17 protein-coding genes are annotated in these 15,137 nt (G+C 40.7%); 14 read left to right on the top strand and 3 right to left on the bottom strand.

Annotated elements, in window-relative coordinates:
- The first annotated feature begins 9 nt into the window (after nt 1-9).
- The 3 genes from NST21_RS26345 to NST21_RS26335 are packed head-to-tail and all read left to right on the top strand — an operon-like array spanning nt 10 to nt 2,127.
- The gene (locus NST21_RS26345; protein ID WP_340892159.1) at nt 10-954 is read left to right on the top strand and encodes a nucleoside recognition domain-containing protein; all 945 of its coding nucleotides are present in this window, start codon (nt 10-12) and stop codon (nt 952-954) included.
- Nucleotides 944-1,612 carry a pyrophosphatase PpaX gene (gene ppaX, locus NST21_RS26340; RefSeq protein WP_056524479.1) on the top strand — a complete coding sequence of 223 codons (669 nt, stop codon included), beginning with the start codon at nt 944-946 and terminating at the stop codon, nt 1,610-1,612. The genes NST21_RS26345 and ppaX overlap by 11 nt, the downstream gene beginning before the upstream one ends.
- Nucleotides 1,609-2,127 (top strand): acyltransferase, encoded by a 519-nt coding sequence (locus tag NST21_RS26335; RefSeq protein ID WP_340892158.1) that lies wholly within the window; start codon nt 1,609-1,611, stop codon nt 2,125-2,127. Before ppaX ends, NST21_RS26335 begins: the two co-directional genes overlap by 4 nt.
- Before the next feature lie 36 nt (nt 2,128-2,163).
- Here NST21_RS26335 and NST21_RS26330 read toward each other — a convergent pair whose 3' ends face one another.
- The 3 genes from NST21_RS26330 to NST21_RS26320 all read right to left on the bottom strand — a co-directional run bounded on the left by NST21_RS26330 (nt 2,164) and on the right by NST21_RS26320 (nt 4,080).
- Entirely contained in the window at nt 2,164-2,307 is a 144-nt protein-coding gene (locus tag NST21_RS26330; protein ID WP_157443913.1) for a hypothetical protein, read from the bottom strand.
- Between the two features lie 65 nt (nt 2,308-2,372).
- Complete coding sequence (locus NST21_RS26325; protein ID WP_056524485.1) at nt 2,373-3,008, bottom strand: class D sortase; 636 nt, start codon at nt 3,006-3,008, stop codon at nt 2,373-2,375.
- 1 nt (nt 3,009) lies between these two features.
- Entirely contained in the window at nt 3,010-4,080 is a 1,071-nt protein-coding gene (locus tag NST21_RS26320) for a processed acidic surface protein (RefSeq protein ID WP_057215878.1), read from the bottom strand.
- 494 nt (nt 4,081-4,574) lie between these two features.
- Between NST21_RS26320 and NST21_RS26315 the strand changes: the two genes are divergently transcribed.
- From NST21_RS26315 to NST21_RS26265, 11 genes are all read left to right on the top strand, one after another.
- Complete coding sequence (locus tag NST21_RS26315; RefSeq protein ID WP_056524489.1) at nt 4,575-5,759, top strand: ATP phosphoribosyltransferase regulatory subunit; 1,185 nt, start codon at nt 4,575-4,577, stop codon at nt 5,757-5,759.
- Complete coding sequence (gene hisG, locus NST21_RS26310) at nt 5,752-6,381, top strand: ATP phosphoribosyltransferase (RefSeq protein ID WP_053348866.1); 630 nt, start codon at nt 5,752-5,754, stop codon at nt 6,379-6,381. Before NST21_RS26315 ends, hisG begins: the two co-directional genes overlap by 8 nt.
- Before the next feature lie 27 nt (nt 6,382-6,408).
- Nucleotides 6,409-7,689: a histidinol dehydrogenase gene (hisD, locus tag NST21_RS26305; RefSeq protein WP_340892156.1), complete on the top strand. Its 1,281-nt coding sequence runs from the start codon at nt 6,409-6,411 to the stop codon at nt 7,687-7,689.
- A 104-nt stretch (nt 7,690-7,793) separates the two neighbouring features.
- Nucleotides 7,794-8,381: an imidazoleglycerol-phosphate dehydratase HisB gene (gene hisB, locus NST21_RS26300; RefSeq protein ID WP_056524495.1), complete on the top strand. Its 588-nt coding sequence runs from the start codon at nt 7,794-7,796 to the stop codon at nt 8,379-8,381.
- Nucleotides 8,382-9,014, top strand: a complete 633-nt coding sequence (gene hisH, locus NST21_RS26295) for an imidazole glycerol phosphate synthase subunit HisH (RefSeq protein WP_340892155.1) — start codon at nt 8,382-8,384, stop codon at nt 9,012-9,014.
- Nucleotides 9,011-9,745, top strand: coding sequence for a 1-(5-phosphoribosyl)-5-[(5-phosphoribosylamino)methylideneamino]imidazole-4-carboxamide isomerase (gene hisA, locus NST21_RS26290; protein WP_340892153.1), 735 nt, complete (start codon nt 9,011-9,013; stop codon nt 9,743-9,745). Before hisH ends, hisA begins: the two co-directional genes overlap by 4 nt.
- The gene (hisF, locus tag NST21_RS26285; protein ID WP_053348604.1) at nt 9,746-10,504 is read left to right on the top strand and encodes an imidazole glycerol phosphate synthase subunit HisF; all 759 of its coding nucleotides are present in this window, start codon (nt 9,746-9,748) and stop codon (nt 10,502-10,504) included.
- Entirely contained in the window at nt 10,501-11,157 is a 657-nt protein-coding gene (gene hisIE, locus NST21_RS26280; RefSeq protein WP_340892150.1) for a bifunctional phosphoribosyl-AMP cyclohydrolase/phosphoribosyl-ATP diphosphatase HisIE, read from the top strand. The genes hisF and hisIE overlap by 4 nt, the downstream gene beginning before the upstream one ends.
- Before the next feature lie 380 nt (nt 11,158-11,537).
- The gene (locus NST21_RS26275; RefSeq protein ID WP_340892148.1) at nt 11,538-13,040 is read left to right on the top strand and encodes a tetratricopeptide repeat protein; all 1,503 of its coding nucleotides are present in this window, start codon (nt 11,538-11,540) and stop codon (nt 13,038-13,040) included.
- Nucleotides 13,041-13,143: 103 nt separating this feature from the next.
- Nucleotides 13,144-14,091 (top strand): thioredoxin-disulfide reductase, encoded by a 948-nt coding sequence (gene trxB / locus NST21_RS26270; RefSeq protein ID WP_056524504.1) that lies wholly within the window; start codon nt 13,144-13,146, stop codon nt 14,089-14,091.
- 561 nt (nt 14,092-14,652) lie between these two features.
- Nucleotides 14,653-15,111, top strand: coding sequence for an 8-oxo-dGTP diphosphatase (locus NST21_RS26265; RefSeq protein WP_053348608.1), 459 nt, complete (start codon nt 14,653-14,655; stop codon nt 15,109-15,111).
- The last annotated feature ends 26 nt before the right edge of the window (nt 15,112-15,137 follow it).

Raw genomic sequence — 15,137 nt, 5'->3', positions numbered from 1 at the left:
GAGGGCATAGTGATAGTAGATTCAGTTAAAAAGGGGCTCCTTTCTGGCTTGAATACAACTTGGTCATTGGGAAAAGTGATTTTTCCAGTTACGTTGATTGTTACCGTGCTTCAATATACACCTGTATTGCCATGGATCATTAACTTGATAGCACCATTGATGAATCTCATCGGCCTTCCTGGTGACGCGGCAATCCCGCTCGTTCTAGGGAATTTCTTGAACTTATATGCAGCGATTGCAGGCATATTAACGCTAGACCTGACTGTGAAAGAGGTATTTATTATCGCTATGATGTTATCTTTTTCACATAATTTATTAATTGAATCAGGTGTGGCGATGAAAACTGGTGTCAAGCTGTGGATCATTTTAACTGTACGGATTGGACTGGCGCTTTTATCTGCGGTTGTCATCAATCTCGTTTGGCAGGGCGGATCGGAAATGGCACAAGGAATTGCTATCCGGGAGACAGCCGAGATTACAGGGATTGGTGCCATCCTTTTACATGGGGTTATGCAAGCTCTTTCCGGAATAGCCCAACTGGCGGTTATCGTTATCCCGCTTATGGTCGCCGTTCAAATCATGAAAGATTTAAAATGGTTAGAAGCTTTCTCAAAAGCTCTTGCTCCTTTTATGAGAGTTTTAGGGATGAAGCCAAATGCCTCTATGCCATTTGTAACAGGGTTGACGCTTGGTCTTGCATATGGGGCAGGAGTAATGATTCAAGCAGCGAAAGAAGATAATGTCTCGAAGAAGGATATGACGATTGCATTTATCTTTTTAGTTGCTTGTCATGCTGTTATAGAGGATACACTAATTTTTATTCCACTGGGGATTCCGGTTTTGCCGTTATTACTTATCAGATTAATCACCGCTATTGTGCTAACGATGGTAGTCGCTTATATTTGGAATCGGACTGACAGTGTGCAGAGGAAGGAAGCTGTATATGAACAGTAACATAACTACATTATTATTTGACCTTGATGGAACGTTAATCAATACTATTGAATTGATTATCGACTCTTTTACAAAAACTTTAGATCATTATTCTCCGGGGCAGTTCAAGCGGGAGGATATTATTCCATTTATCGGCCCGACTTTGGTTGATACGTTTTCGTCTATAGATCCGGAACGTATAGATGAAATGATCGCTTTCTATCGGGAGCACAATTGGAAGAATCATGATTTACTTGTGACACAGTATGACGGTGTGTTTGAAACAATTCAAACTTTGAAGCAGAGTGGCTATAAATTGGCGGTCGTTACGACGAAGAAACGTGATGTCGTCGAAAAAGGTCTGCGTTTAAGCAAACTTGACCAATTCTTTGATGTCGTGGTCACTCTGGATGATGTGGAAAAAGCCAAGCCGGATCCAGAGCCGCTGGTTAAAGCGTTAAACCAACTCGGTTCGGTTCCTGAAGAGGCAATCATGGTTGGAGACAGTTATCATGATATTCTTGGCGGGAAAAATACGGGTACCAAAACAGCGGGTGTCGCGTGGTCGATTAGAGGACGTGAATTTTTAGAAAGCTATCATCCTGACTATATGCTAGAGCAAATGGCTGACTTACTGAATATCATAGAGATTGAAAAGCATACAGAGGTTAGAAAATGAGACGCACAACCCGCTATTCGGTAGAAGGGGCTAACTCACTTTGGCATGTGTATAAGACCGTACCATTCTGGAAAGTCGTGAAGAACTTTGTGGTGATTCAGTTAGCGCGTTATACACCGTTTTTAGGCATGAAGAATTGGCTTTACAGGACTTTTTTACATATGAAAGTTGGAAAGCATACTTCATTCGCCTTGATGGTCATGCCGGATGTGATGTTTCCAGAAAAAATATCTGTGGGGAAAAATACTGTTATCGGCTATAATACGACGATTCTTGCTCATGAATATTTAATTAATGAATATCGGTTAGGAGAAGTCGTGATTGGAGACGAAGTATTGATTGGAGCCAATTCAACTATTCTCCCAGGACTTACAATTGGAAATGGATCGATTGTCTCTGCTGGTACACTAGTCCATAAAGATGTTCCCGAGGGAGCTTTCGTAGGAGGAAATCCAATGAAAATTATTTATACAAAAGAGGAAATGCTGAATCGGGAACAGCAAACTTCTTTATGAAAATAAGGATTTGCCATTCTATGTGGCAAGTCCTTTTTAATGTAATTTTGGGTATAGTGAAGTCAATTCATTCTTTATTTGGCCGATGAATTCGTCAATCGATATATTCTCTTCGTTAGTTGTAGTATCATACGTATTTTTTAATATTTGAAAAAACTTTTCCTGAGCATTTTTATCCATTTTGAATTTGTCCTCCTACCATTTTTATATGGAGAGAGGGCTGCAAAAGCATGCAGCCCTCATTTTTAATTGTCTATTTCCGATTTAAGTAAATCAGCGATCAGTACATACCTTTCAGGTGCATTACCAATATATGAGAATGGGTAGCAGGTTGTTACAGTAAGTGTGGATTTAGGCTTGGGTACAATCACCGTACGGTCATCAGCATCGACGATACGGACCTTCCTCACTTTATAGGTAAACGTGCCAGCTTCTGTTTTGGTAATAAGCAAGTCACCTTTTCCAACTTCACCAAGCTTCCTGAAAATGGTATCTCGATGTCCAGATAAAACGGAATTATCCATCTCACCTGGTAGGACCGACTCAGCGAAATGACCGACACCCTTTTCAAGTTCATCTTCATTCGTTCCATGGTAGATCGGAAGTGTTGCCTCAAGCTTTGGAATATAAAGCTCACCTATTAAATCACCTGTTTCCGGTCGTGTATCATATAGTTCATCCTCGTCCGGAGTATCAGCCTTTGTTTCTGGGTGTTTAGCTGTTGCCTCAGTTGTTTCAGATTTATTCCATTTATATATGGCATATCCTTTTAACAGTGTATAAGCGTTCGTCGTTGTAAAATAAAAACCCACGATCAAAAAGCAAGCCGCAGTGGCAATCAACCATCTTTTTTTGTGCTTAGAATGCCTATTTTCGCTCATTTTACTTAACGAGTCTCGCTTTTCTAAATAATCCAAATGCAAAGGCTATCATGATTAAACCGATTAATGAACCGAATAGGTAATTGCCAGCTGTTTTAGGCAACACTCCGCCTTTTACAGTTTTATGTGTGGGTTTCTTCTTTATTTTTTTTACATTCACCACTTTAGATTTTACATCCACTACTTTAGATATGACCTCAGTAGACTGTTTTAGGTCATTACCGGTTTCTTTTACTAAATTGGAACCAATCATTTCACCTGTCAATTTAAAATCTAGTAAAAGGTTGCCGCTTAAATCATAGATTGAAACTAGTAAACTAGCATTCGTCAATTCATCAAGCTTGAATAATGCTTCAAGGGATAGGTTTGTGGTGACACCGTCCTGTATTAAGGCAAATTTGAATTGAATTTGTAGCAAGCTTTGCAAATCATTATAAATCGAAAGCAATTCCGCTACTTGTTCCGCAGACAATTCATCAATCGTTTCAAAATATTCGAATTGGTCCATCCTATCGGAAATCGCCATTAGACGATCTTCAAAAGCTGGGTCCTCAACGATGGGTAAAAGGTGGTTCATGAATCTTTCAAGCTCTTCGTCTGTAAGACCGATCTCAGTAAAGAGTCCATCCATTAAATCGAGCATCTCTTCCTCATCATAATCCATGTCTTCCTCATCATAATCCATTTCTAAATAAATTAGATCTTCAATGTCATAAATGAAGTGGAAGGTATCGATAATGGATTCTCCCTCTTCAAGTTCGCCGTATTCAATTAATAAGTCCGTAAGTTCTTCTTCGGTCATTTCATATTCATTAAGCAGATTCTGTAAAGTCTCAGGAGTGACAGTCGGTCCCAACGTATCACGCAGCTCTGCTACCGATTCTAACTCATCTAATGTCAAGTCGTAGTATGCTAAATAATCTTCCAGTTCAACTTGTGTCATTCTTATTTCAGTCAGATATGCTTTCAGCTCATCCTGGTTAATCATAGTTGCGGCAAAGCTCTTTGTTCCGCTAAAACCAAGCGAAAAAAGAACGACACATGCAACAAAAAACGAAAAAATTCTCTTCAATCTCATTTCCCCCTAAAATAAAATAATACCAATCTCCTAAAAAGTATAAGACAGCCTAAACAAAAGGTATACATCAATAACAAAGATTGGCTGAAGATAGGTATATAGGTCTAGGGAATAGGATCTGAGCCTTTACTTTTTATTCCAAAACCTTGCTGCTGTAAGTATTAGTAACCGTTAATTATTTTGGGAAATAGGGTCAGTCACCTTTTTCTTGACGGGAGATAGGGGCAGGGGTAAACTATTAATAACTTCATCTTGCTACCATATTAGCGAACTAAAGTGATTTAATAGATAATTGTGAGTATTTATATGATTATGTTATTTTTTTTGATACTATTTTATATGTTAGCCCAGTGGGTTTTAAGTGTTTTATCTTGGAAAGATAATTGTATATACAAAAATGAATACTTGTAATGACATTGGTTTTTGCTTAAAGGCGGACCGATTGGAAATATATATAAAGTAACCATTATTCAAAAGGATGTGCAGTCGTGACTAAGCCATTTATGTTTGAGAAACCGTTAGGCATGAGAGATACACTGCCGGTGCTATATGAAACGAAAGCCTCGGTCCGAAATAAAATGAGTGATGAAATCAAGAAGTGGGGTTATCAATTTATTGAAACGCCTACTTTGGAATATTATGAAACAATTGGTGAAGCTTCAGCTATTTTGGATCAGCAGTTGTTTAAACTGCTTGATTCTCAGGGCCATACGCTTGTACTTCGACCGGATATGACAGCCCCTATTGCACGGGTTGCGGCATCCAAACTGTTAAAACAGCAAATACCGCTTCGCCTTGCCTATTCAGCAAATGTGTACCGTGCTCAGCAGCGTGAAGGCGGCCGACCAGCAGAATTCGAACAGATTGGTATTGAATGTATCGGAAATAAGTCAATCTGTGCCGACGCTGAAATGATTGCGTTACTGGCAGATGTTTTAAAGGCATCCGGACTTCAGGAATTTAAGATTTCCATTGGTCATATTGGATTTTTACAGGAATTTTTCTTGAGCATTCTAGGTACGGAAGAAAGAGCCTCTGTATTAAGGAAGTTTTTATATGAGAAGAATTATGTAGGTTTTAGGGAGCATGTAAAATCACTGCCGCTTTCATCTATTGATAAACAAAGGCTCATCGAGTTTATTACATTAAGAGGTAGTGAAGACACGCTGACAAAAGCTTTGGATTTGGTTGAAAACAACAAAGGACAAGATTCTTTAGGTGAACTGAAGGAATTATCTGCGCAGTTGAAAGAATTTGGCGTGGCTCAATATGTGAGCTTTGATTTAACATTAGTCAGCCATATGAGCTATTACACAGGAACTTTATTTGAAGTGTATGCAGATCAAGTAGGTTCACCAATCGGTAATGGTGGCCGCTACGATAACCTGCTTGAAAAATTCGGCTGGAATGCTTCTGCTACGGGTTTTGCCATCCGTGTGGATCGTCTTGCTGAAGCACTTGGGGAACCTATGCAGCCTGTTGCGCCGGAATGTATTTTATTCACTCCCGAACGAAGAATGGAAGCACTTGATTTTGCAAAATCAAAACGATCTGAAGGAAAACGGGTGACGATTCAAGATATCACGGTCGTTCAAAATGTTGATGCGTTTACAAGAACATTTTCAGAAGTGCATTTATTTGTGGGGAATGGAGGGAATGGAAAAGATGAATAATAGCTTTTTAACAATTGCGATGCCTAAAGGGAGAATCTTTGAAGAAGCGGCAGAGCTATTAAGAAAGGCCGGTTTCCGTCTACCTCCTGAGTTTGATGATTCCCGGAAATTAATTCTTGAAGTAGAAGAGGAGAATCTACGTTTTATTTTAGCTAAACCGATGGATGTTGTAACCTATGTGGAACACGGTGTTGCGGACATTGGAATTGCAGGTAAGGATGTTATGTTAGAGGAAGAACGAGATGTATATGAGTTACTTGATTTGAAAATCAGTGCCTGCTACTTAGCTGTTGCTGGTCTTCCTGGTACGAAAATTAGCGACATCGCGCCAAAAATAGCCAGTAAATATCCCAATGTGGCCTCTAGTTATTTCCGTGAACAGGGAGAGCAAGTCGAAATTATTAAATTGAACGGATCTATTGAGTTAGCTCCTTTAATTGGCTTAGCTGAACGAATTGTGGATATCGTTTCAACGGGACAGACGTTGAAGGAAAACGGTCTTGTTGAATATGCGAAAATTGCTGATGTGACTTCAAGGTTGGTGGCAAACCCTGTCAGCTACAGGATAAAAGAAGCAAGGATTACTGAAATTGTGGATCGTTTAGCAGAAATTATAGAATAGTAAAAGAATCGCTAATGAGGTGAGCGTATGAAAATTGAACGGTTAGCAGAAGGAATTTCACTGAAGCGCTCGGTTGATGCAGGTACGGCTGATCAACGAAAAGCGGTTCAGGATATTATTTATGATGTAAGAAAAAGCGGAAACGCCGCTTTACATAATTATACTGAGCGTTTTGATGGTGTAAGTCTTGAGGAATTACTCGTTTCCGAACAGGAAATTGAAGAAGCAACAGCAGCATTAACAGTAGAGCAGCTTGCAATAATCCAAGAAGCGGCAGATAATATTCGATTGTTTCACGAGAAACAAATTCGCAATTCATGGATTACCACTGATGATACGGGAACAATGCTTGGACAAAAATTAACACCTCTTGATGCGGTTGGAGTGTATGTCCCAGGTGGCACAGCAGCATACCCTTCATCTGTACTGATGAACACAATGCCGGCTAAAGCTGCAGGGGTGGAACGAATCGTTATGGTATCTCCTCCAGGAAAAGATGGAAAATTAACGCCAGCGGTTTTAGCGGCAGCGAAAATTGCTGGAGTGACAGAAATCTATAAGGTTGGAGGCGCTCAGGCTATAGCGGCTCTTGCTTATGGGACAGAAACAATTGTGAAAGTTGATAAAATAGTAGGTCCAGGAAATATTTATGTGGCGTTAGCAAAACGGGAAGTATTCGGGGACGTTGCCATCGATATGATTGCCGGGCCTAGCGAAATAGCCGTGTTAGCTGACGATTCCGCAATTGCTTCAGAAGTGGCAGCGGACTTGCTATCACAGGCAGAGCATGATGCTCGTGCTTGCAGTGTTCTGGTGACGACTTCAATGGAGCTGGCTGAAGAAGTGTTAGCGGAAGTGAACAAGCAGGTAGCGTTACTTCCACGCTGTGATATTGCAGCTGCATCCATTAATGATTATGGACGAATTGTTGTATGCGAAAATATGGTGGAAGCTGTTGGGGCCATCAATGAACTGGCACCAGAGCATTTAGAAATTATGACATATAATTCACTCGAAGTAATGGCTAAAATTCGCCATGCAGGGGCCATCTTTATTGGTCGCTTTAGTTCGGAGCCAGTCGGTGATTATTTTGCAGGCCCAAATCATGTGTTGCCTACTAATGGGACGGCCCGCTTTTCCAGCCCTCTGAATGTGGATGATTTCCAAAAGAAGTCCAGCATCATCATGTACAGCGAAACCGCCTTCCGTCAAAATGCGGAGAAAATCGCTGCCTTTGCCCGCATGGAAGGCCTCGAAGCTCATGCCCGCGCAATCGAATCTCGCGGTGCGAATAAACTTGGGAAATAGGGCCTGACCCCTGAAAATAATACGGAAAACATTGATATAAAAGTATTTGTAATGCATTTTTGCATCTGGGAAATGGGGTCTGACCCCAATGAGGAGGAGTTGTAATGGAGCGTTTTGCTAGTGTGGAGCGGAAGACGAATGAGACTGATATTAGCTTGAAGTTTGGTGTAGATGGGGAAGGGAATTCCTCAATTATGACGGGTGTTCCGTTTATGACGCATATGCTTGATTTGTTCACGAAGCACGGGAAGTTTGATTTGACCGTTGATGCGAAGGGCGATACAGAAGTCGATGATCATCATACAACTGAAGATATTGGTATTTGCTTAGGTCAAACATTATTGGAAGCTCTTGGAGACAAGCGTGGTATAAAGCGTTACGGAAATGCTTTCGTGCCTATGGATGAAGCACTTGCGCAGGTTGTCATCGATTTAAGTAATCGGCCCCATCTTGAGTTTCGTGCAGAGTTTCCTTCACAAAAGGTTGGTACCTTCGATACTGAATTAGTGCACGAGTTTCTTTGGAAGTTTGCGCTTGAAGCCCGGATGAACCTTCATGTTGTCGTTCATTACGGTCACAACACGCATCATATGATTGAGGCGATATTTAAAGCGCTTGGGCGAGCATTGGACGAAGCTACTACCATTGATCCTCGGGTTAAAGGTATTCCTTCAACGAAAGGAATGTTGTAAATGATAGGAATCGTCGATTACGGAATGGGGAATTTATTCTCTGTCAGTAAAGGGCTGGAACGACTTGGAGCTGACTCATTCATTTCCGATGATCCAGAAGAACTTTCTAAAGCGACAGGCATTATTCTTCCCGGTGTCGGTTCTTTCAGAGATGCTATGAGTCTTTTGGAAAAACAAAAGCTTGATGAATTCCTGAAAAAATACGTAGCCGGTGGAGGTTATTTATTAGGCATATGCTTGGGTATGCAGCTTCTCTTTGATGAAAGCGAGGAAAATGGACCAGCAAAAGGATTATCCCTCATCCCAGGTAAAGTCGTTCGTTTTACGGGGATGGATGCCAATGAGATGACTTATAAGGTACCGCACATGGGCTGGAATCGTCTTGAATTTAAACATGTATCGCCGTTGATCGAAGGCCTTGAAGAGGAACACGTTTATTTTGTCCATTCTTATTACGCTGATACTGATGAGTCATACATTACCGCTTCAGCAACTTATGATGTGGAAGTACCGGCAATTGTTGGCAAAGGAAATGTATTTGGGATGCAGTTTCATCCGGAAAAAAGCGGCCAGATGGGCATGTCACTCTTGAAAAATTATTTGACATTAGTAGAAGGGAAGGAAAAAGCTTGAGCAACTTTACGATTTACCCAGCGATTGATATGCGTGGAGGCAAATGCGTTCGCTTAATCCAGGGAGACTACAATCAGGAAACGGTTTATGGCGATTCCCCCTTTGATATGGCTAAAAGTTTTGCGGACCAAGGAGCGGATTGGATACATATGGTCGATCTGGACGGAGCTAAAGAAGGCGTTCGTATCAACGATTCCTACGTTATTAAAGCAGCCAAAGAGTTAGGTGCCCACGTCCAAATTGGTGGAGGCATTCGAACGGAGCAGGACATTGCTCATTATCTTGATAATGGTGTAGAGCGTGTAATTCTAGGCAGCTCGGCCGTTTCAGACCCGGAATTTACTAAAGATATGATCAGAAAATATGGAAAACATATCGCGATTGGCATTGATGCGAAGGATGGTAAGGTTGCCACTCATGGCTGGCTTCAAACGTCAGAAACACAGGCCATAGAGCTTGGGAAACTACTAGCTGATTCTGGCGCAGAGACATTTATCGTGACCGATATTGCAACAGACGGCATGCTTTCAGGGCCAAATGTGCACGGGATTGTGGCAATGGCGAAGGCAACTGGCAAAAATGTAATTGCTTCTGGCGGCATTAGTTCGCTCGAAGATCTAATCACCCTCAAGGAGTATGAGGCTCAAGGTGTTGCAGGGGCGATTATTGGCAAGGCGCTTTATACTAATCGCTTTACTGTAAAAGAAGCGGTAGAAAAGGTGCGTGGTTAAATGCTGACCAAACGAATTATTCCTTGTCTGGATGTAAAAGACGGACGTGTGGTTAAGGGGATACAATTTGTTTCCTTAAGGGATGCCGGGGATCCAGTCGAGCTAGCTGCCTTTTACGACCAAGAAGGTGCTGATGAGCTTGTCTTTCTTGATATTTCTGCTTCACATGAAGGTAGGGAAACGATTGTTGACGTCGTTCAAGCGGTTGCAGGCAGTCTAGCAATCCCGTTTACAGTTGGCGGCGGTATTAATTCGCTAGCTGATATGAAGAAGATTTTACGTGCTGGTGCAGATAAAGTATCTTTAAATACAGCAGCTGTTTTACGACCTGACTTAATTAATGAAGGTTCCGATTATTTTGGTGCTCAATGTATCGTAATTGCTATTGATGCGCGATATGATGAAGAGCTTGGTTCATGGCGCGTTTATACCCATGGCGGACGAAAACCGACTGAATGGGAAGTAATTGATTGGGCGAAGGAAGCGGTCACACGTGGTGCTGGTGAAATTTTATTGACAAGCATGGATTGTGACGGAGAAAAACAGGGCTTTAATATCGCATTAACAAAAGCAGTATCGGAAGCAGTTTCGGTTCCTGTTATTGCTTCTGGCGGCGCGGGTAATGCGGAACATTTCCAGGAAGCTTTTGAAGAAGGAAAAGCGGACGCAGGGTTAGCAGCCTCAATTTTTCATTATAAAGAAACATCTGTTAAAGAAGTCAAAACGTTTCTCAAACAACAAGGAGTGGTTGTACGATGAATCTCGAAACTATTATATATGACGAAAAAGGTCTGGTTCCGGCGATTGTCCAAGATGCAGGAACTGGCGAAGTGCTGACACTTGCTTATATGAATAAAGAATCCTTGCAATTATCCATAGAAAAAGGAGAAACCGTGTTCTTCAGCCGTTCACGCAATGAGTTATGGCATAAAGGAGAAACGAGCGGAAATACGCAAAAAATCACAGAAATGAAGTATGACTGCGATCAGGATGCAATAGTCGTTCGTGTTGTTCCTGCAGGGCCGGCATGCCATACAGGTGCAACAAGCTGTTTCAGCGAAACGATATATCAAAATAAAGAAGCGCAACAAGCGGTACAGACAAATGTGACTTTCTTGATGGAATTAGAGAAATTGATTGGAAAAAGAAAAACAGAGATGCCTGAAGGATCTTATACAACCTACCTATTCGATAAGGGCGTTGATAAAATCTTGAAAAAAGTAGGGGAAGAGGCTGCTGAAGTGATCATTGCTGCTAAAAACCGCGATGCTGAAGAACTTTCTATGGAAAGTGCAGACCTTCTCTACCACTTATTTGTTCTTCTTCAAGAACAAGAATTGCCTTTCCAAGCAGTGCTTGATGTACTGAAGGCTAGACATTCTGATAAAGACGAACCTAAAGAAAATGAATAAATAGACAAATACCCTCCCAAATTCGGAGGGTATTTTTCCTTATAAAGGTTTTTTTCTGAGTGTTTACGACGACAATCATCAACGAATCAAAGTAAAATTAAAAGTCATGAGCCAGGAAGATTACCGGGTTCATGCCCTCAAGGCCGCCTAATTAAATAAAGTGTCTAACTTTTTGGGTTCACTTCATAATCATGGCTCTTTTTTACACCTGTGAAGGAAAACATTTATGAGAAAATGATGATTCAAAACCCGTGTATTTTGCCTGATAATTTCTAAATAAAAGTATCATAAATCCATTTTCCATTTTCTTGAATTGTTCGGCAAATATTCTTCAATATGTTATAATACTATGGTTAATCAACTTGTAGATGGAGGATTACATGAGTAAAGACTCTAAATTTGGCCAACAGGCAAAAATTCTAACCTTTCACCCGACAGGTGAGTATTATTTCACCAAGGGTCTAAAAGCATATCATAGACGAGAACTACCTAAATCAAAAAAATACTTGGAACGTGCGCTGGAACTTGAACCGTCAGAACCGATGATAGCCTGTCAATTGGCAATCACCTGCTCAGAGATCGGCGAATATAATTATTCAAATAACCTCCTGGAAAATATCTTGGATGTGATGGATCCATATATGTCGGAATGCCATTACTTCCTGGCGAATAATTATGCTCATTTAGGCATGTTCAAGGAGGCTTACCGCCACGCGAGTGCATACCTGGATAAAGAAGAAGACGGAGAGTTCAGCGATGATGCAGAGGATCTTCTTGAACTCATTACCTTCGAGTCGGATGAATCCGAAGAAAATCTCTTTAAGCATGATGGACTTATTTCCAAGCAGGAAAAGGCTCGTGAGTATTTAGAATCGGGGAATTTCCCTAAGGCAATTGAAGTACTAAAAGAAACGATTGCCGAATTCCAGGATTATTGGTCGGCTTATAATAATCTAGCACTTGCTTATTTTTACCTTGGTCAGGTAGATGAAGCTTTTGAAACGTTGGATGAGGTACTTGAAAAAAGTCCAGGAAACTTACATGCGCTTTGTAACCTGGTGGTTTTCCATCATTATCAACAGGATGAGGATAAGGTGGAAGAGCTTATACAAATGCTCGAAAAAATTCGGCCGATGTTATCTGAACATCGCTTCAAGCTTGGTGCGACTTTCGCGTTAATCGGGAACTATGCATCCGCATATAAATGGCTAAAAATATTGCAGAAACAAGGGTTTGAAGGAGATGGGACCTTCTACTATTGGCTTACCATATCGGCCTTCCATTTAGGACATGAACAGGCAGCTAGAAAAGCTTGGAAAAAGGTTGTAGAAATGAATCCGGAAAAAGAAGGCATGGAGCCTTGGGGAGATATGAATGCAACTTCTGATGGTTTTGAACATCATTTTCCTTCCATTATAAAACGGCTTGAAAGCGAATTTATTGAAGAAAGACTGTTTGCTATTTTCCTTTTGAAACATTCGGTTCATAAGAAAAAGCTATTGAAAAACCAGGTCCTCAACCTGAATCAGAACTTCACTGACTTGGAAAGGGATTATGCGGACCTGGTGCAAGCTCCTGCAAAAAATCGTCAACTGACACCCATTGATTTTGCCGATCGAACGGCTGAATTATTATATCAGCATTTTCAACCGATTCAATTAGATGAAGCTGGGCTCTATTTAATGTGGTTTTCTGTCTTCATCGAAGCGGTTAAATCAGAGCAAAAGCTTAATAATCCAGCAGGCTGGGCATCTGCAGTCGAATACGTATGGAATCAGCTTAAAAATGAAAAGATGAGCAAGCAGGCAATAGCAGACAAACATTTCATATCGGTGTCGACCTTATCGAAGTATGTAAAATTGGTTCAAACGCTCCTAGAGTGAGCAGATATTTGGACGAAAAATTATTTGTTATATAGGATAATAGGTAGGGAACACTAACCTTAGTGAAGGTTCCATTTGTTATGGAATATGGAGGAGTGAGAACATGTCTGAAAAAATTTATGACGTTGTTATTATCGGAGCTGGTCCTGCTGGGATGACGGCTGCTGTCTATACATCACGTGCGAACCTTTCAACATTGATGTTAGAACGCGGAGTACCAGGCGGCCAAATGGCCAACACAGAGGAAGTTGAAAACTATCCAGGATTCGACACTATCCTCGGACCTGAACTTTCAACAAAAATGTTTGACCATGCCAAGAAATTTGGTGCGGAGTATGCTTATGGTGATGTTAAGGAAATCATCGACGGGGAAGAGTATAAAACAATTGTTGCCGGTTCTAAAGAATTTAAAGCTCGTTCGATCATTATTTCTTCAGGTGCCGAATACAAGAAAATCGGCGTTCCTGGCGAAAAAGAATTAGGCGGACGTGGTGTATCGTATTGTGCTGTTTGTGATGGAGCATTCTTTAAAGAAAAAGAACTGTTCGTTATCGGCGGAGGGGACTCTGCAGTTGAAGAGGGTGTGTACCTAACTCGTTTTGCTTCGAAAGTAACGATCGTTCACAGACGTGAAGAGCTTCGTGCACAGAAAATCCTTCAGGATCGTGCGTTTGCCAATGAAAAAATTAACTTCATCTGGAATCATACTTTGAAGCAAATTAATGAAGAAGGCGGAAAAGTTGGTGGTGTCACTCTTGTTTCCACAATAAATGGAGAAGAGAAAGTAATGGACGCAGACGGTGTATTCATTTATATCGGAATGCTGCCACTAACTAAGCCATTTGAAAAATTAGGCATCTTGAATGCTACAGGCTACATCGAAACGAATGATCGGATGGAAACACGGGTCCCAGGTATTTTTGCTGCTGGAGATGTTCGTGAAAAAACTTTGCGCCAAATTGTTACAGCAACAGGTGATGGAAGTATTGCTGCTCAATCTGTTCAGCATTATGTGGAAGAACTTCAAGAAAAGTTGCAACCGAAGGCTTAAGTATTATAATTTATATACAAAAATTTACACATCGTAATTCTGTTTTAATTATGTTGTAACACCAGTGAAATAATGATTGGGTATAGTAAGAGTAGAAGTTGACCCCCTTTTATTATAAAACGTTGAGGACACAGATTAAGAATCTGTGTCCTTTTTTTTGTTTCCTGCTTTAAGACTATATCTTCCCTACCATTTTCTAGGAAGAATCAATATGTTGTAATAGAAAGTAAGATAGCCTTCTGCATTTAGGGAATGAAAGTGGAGAAGAATAGGAGGTAAGCTAGAGAAAAAATTTACTCGGTAATTCCACGAGATGAATATTCCCCCAATGCAGGAAGGTTACTTTATTGTTAGCTTATTTCAAAAATAGTATAATGATAAGATATACTAAACATATATCATTCATAAGGGTAAGATTTAAAATACAGCTTGTTTGAACTATAAGCATTTGTAAATCGCCAAATGGATGTCTAGCGGCGGTTTAAAGATATAAACTGAATCTCTGGAACGCAAGAGTGAAGGTTTCTATAGTCGAGCAGAGGCCAATTTGAGGTGAAGAACGTGCAACGTGTCACAAACTGTGTATTGATTAAGGATAATCAAATCTTATTATTAAAAAAACCAAGACGCGGATGGTGGGTCGCTCCTGGTGGCAAGATGGAGCCCGGAGAATCCATACGTGATGCCTGTATAAGAGAGTTTCGCGAAGAAACAGGCGTTTATTTAAAAAACCCTACCATCAAAGGCATTTTCACCTTCATTATGAAGGATGGGGATAAGGTGTTGTCAGAATGGATGATGTTTACTTTCTTTGCTACGGACTCTGATGGTGTCAATGTAGATGTATGTGAAGAAGGGGAGCTTTTCTGGCACCCTATAGAAGATGTTAAAAAGCTGAAAATGGCTGAAGGGGATTTTCACATTCTGGACTATATGGTTCATGGAAGTGGAATTATTTACGGAACGTTTACCTATACACCTGAATTTAAGTTGCTTTCTTATCGACTAGATCCAGGTTAATATTTACTTATAAAAAAGATTGCTAT

This window comes from Peribacillus sp. FSL K6-1552 (genome assembly GCF_038005205.1).
Taxonomy (GTDB): domain Bacteria; phylum Bacillota; class Bacilli; order Bacillales; family DSM-1321; genus Peribacillus; species Peribacillus butanolivorans.
This window is presented reverse-complemented; position numbering and strand designations above follow the sequence as displayed.

Coding starts and splice junctions, on each gene's coding strand:
- hisH (WP_340892155.1), top strand. CDS start 8,382: ATGATAGGAATCGTCGATTACGGAATGGGGAATTTATTCTCTGTCAGT.
- ppaX (WP_056524479.1), top strand. CDS start 944: ATGAACAGTAACATAACTACATTATTATTTGACCTTGATGGAACGTTA.
- hisG (WP_053348866.1), top strand. CDS start 5,752: ATGAATAATAGCTTTTTAACAATTGCGATGCCTAAAGGGAGAATCTTT.
- NST21_RS26335 (WP_340892158.1), top strand. CDS start 1,609: ATGAGACGCACAACCCGCTATTCGGTAGAAGGGGCTAACTCACTTTGG.
- hisD (WP_340892156.1), top strand. CDS start 6,409: ATGAAAATTGAACGGTTAGCAGAAGGAATTTCACTGAAGCGCTCGGTT.
- NST21_RS26330 (WP_157443913.1), bottom strand. CDS start 2,307: ATGGATAAAAATGCTCAGGAAAAGTTTTTTCAAATATTAAAAAATACG.
- hisB (WP_056524495.1), top strand. CDS start 7,794: ATGGAGCGTTTTGCTAGTGTGGAGCGGAAGACGAATGAGACTGATATT.
- trxB (WP_056524504.1), top strand. CDS start 13,144: ATGTCTGAAAAAATTTATGACGTTGTTATTATCGGAGCTGGTCCTGCT.
- hisIE (WP_340892150.1), top strand. CDS start 10,501: ATGAATCTCGAAACTATTATATATGACGAAAAAGGTCTGGTTCCGGCG.
- NST21_RS26275 (WP_340892148.1), top strand. CDS start 11,538: ATGAGTAAAGACTCTAAATTTGGCCAACAGGCAAAAATTCTAACCTTT.
- NST21_RS26325 (WP_056524485.1), bottom strand. CDS start 3,008: ATGAGCGAAAATAGGCATTCTAAGCACAAAAAAAGATGGTTGATTGCC.
- hisF (WP_053348604.1), top strand. CDS start 9,746: ATGCTGACCAAACGAATTATTCCTTGTCTGGATGTAAAAGACGGACGT.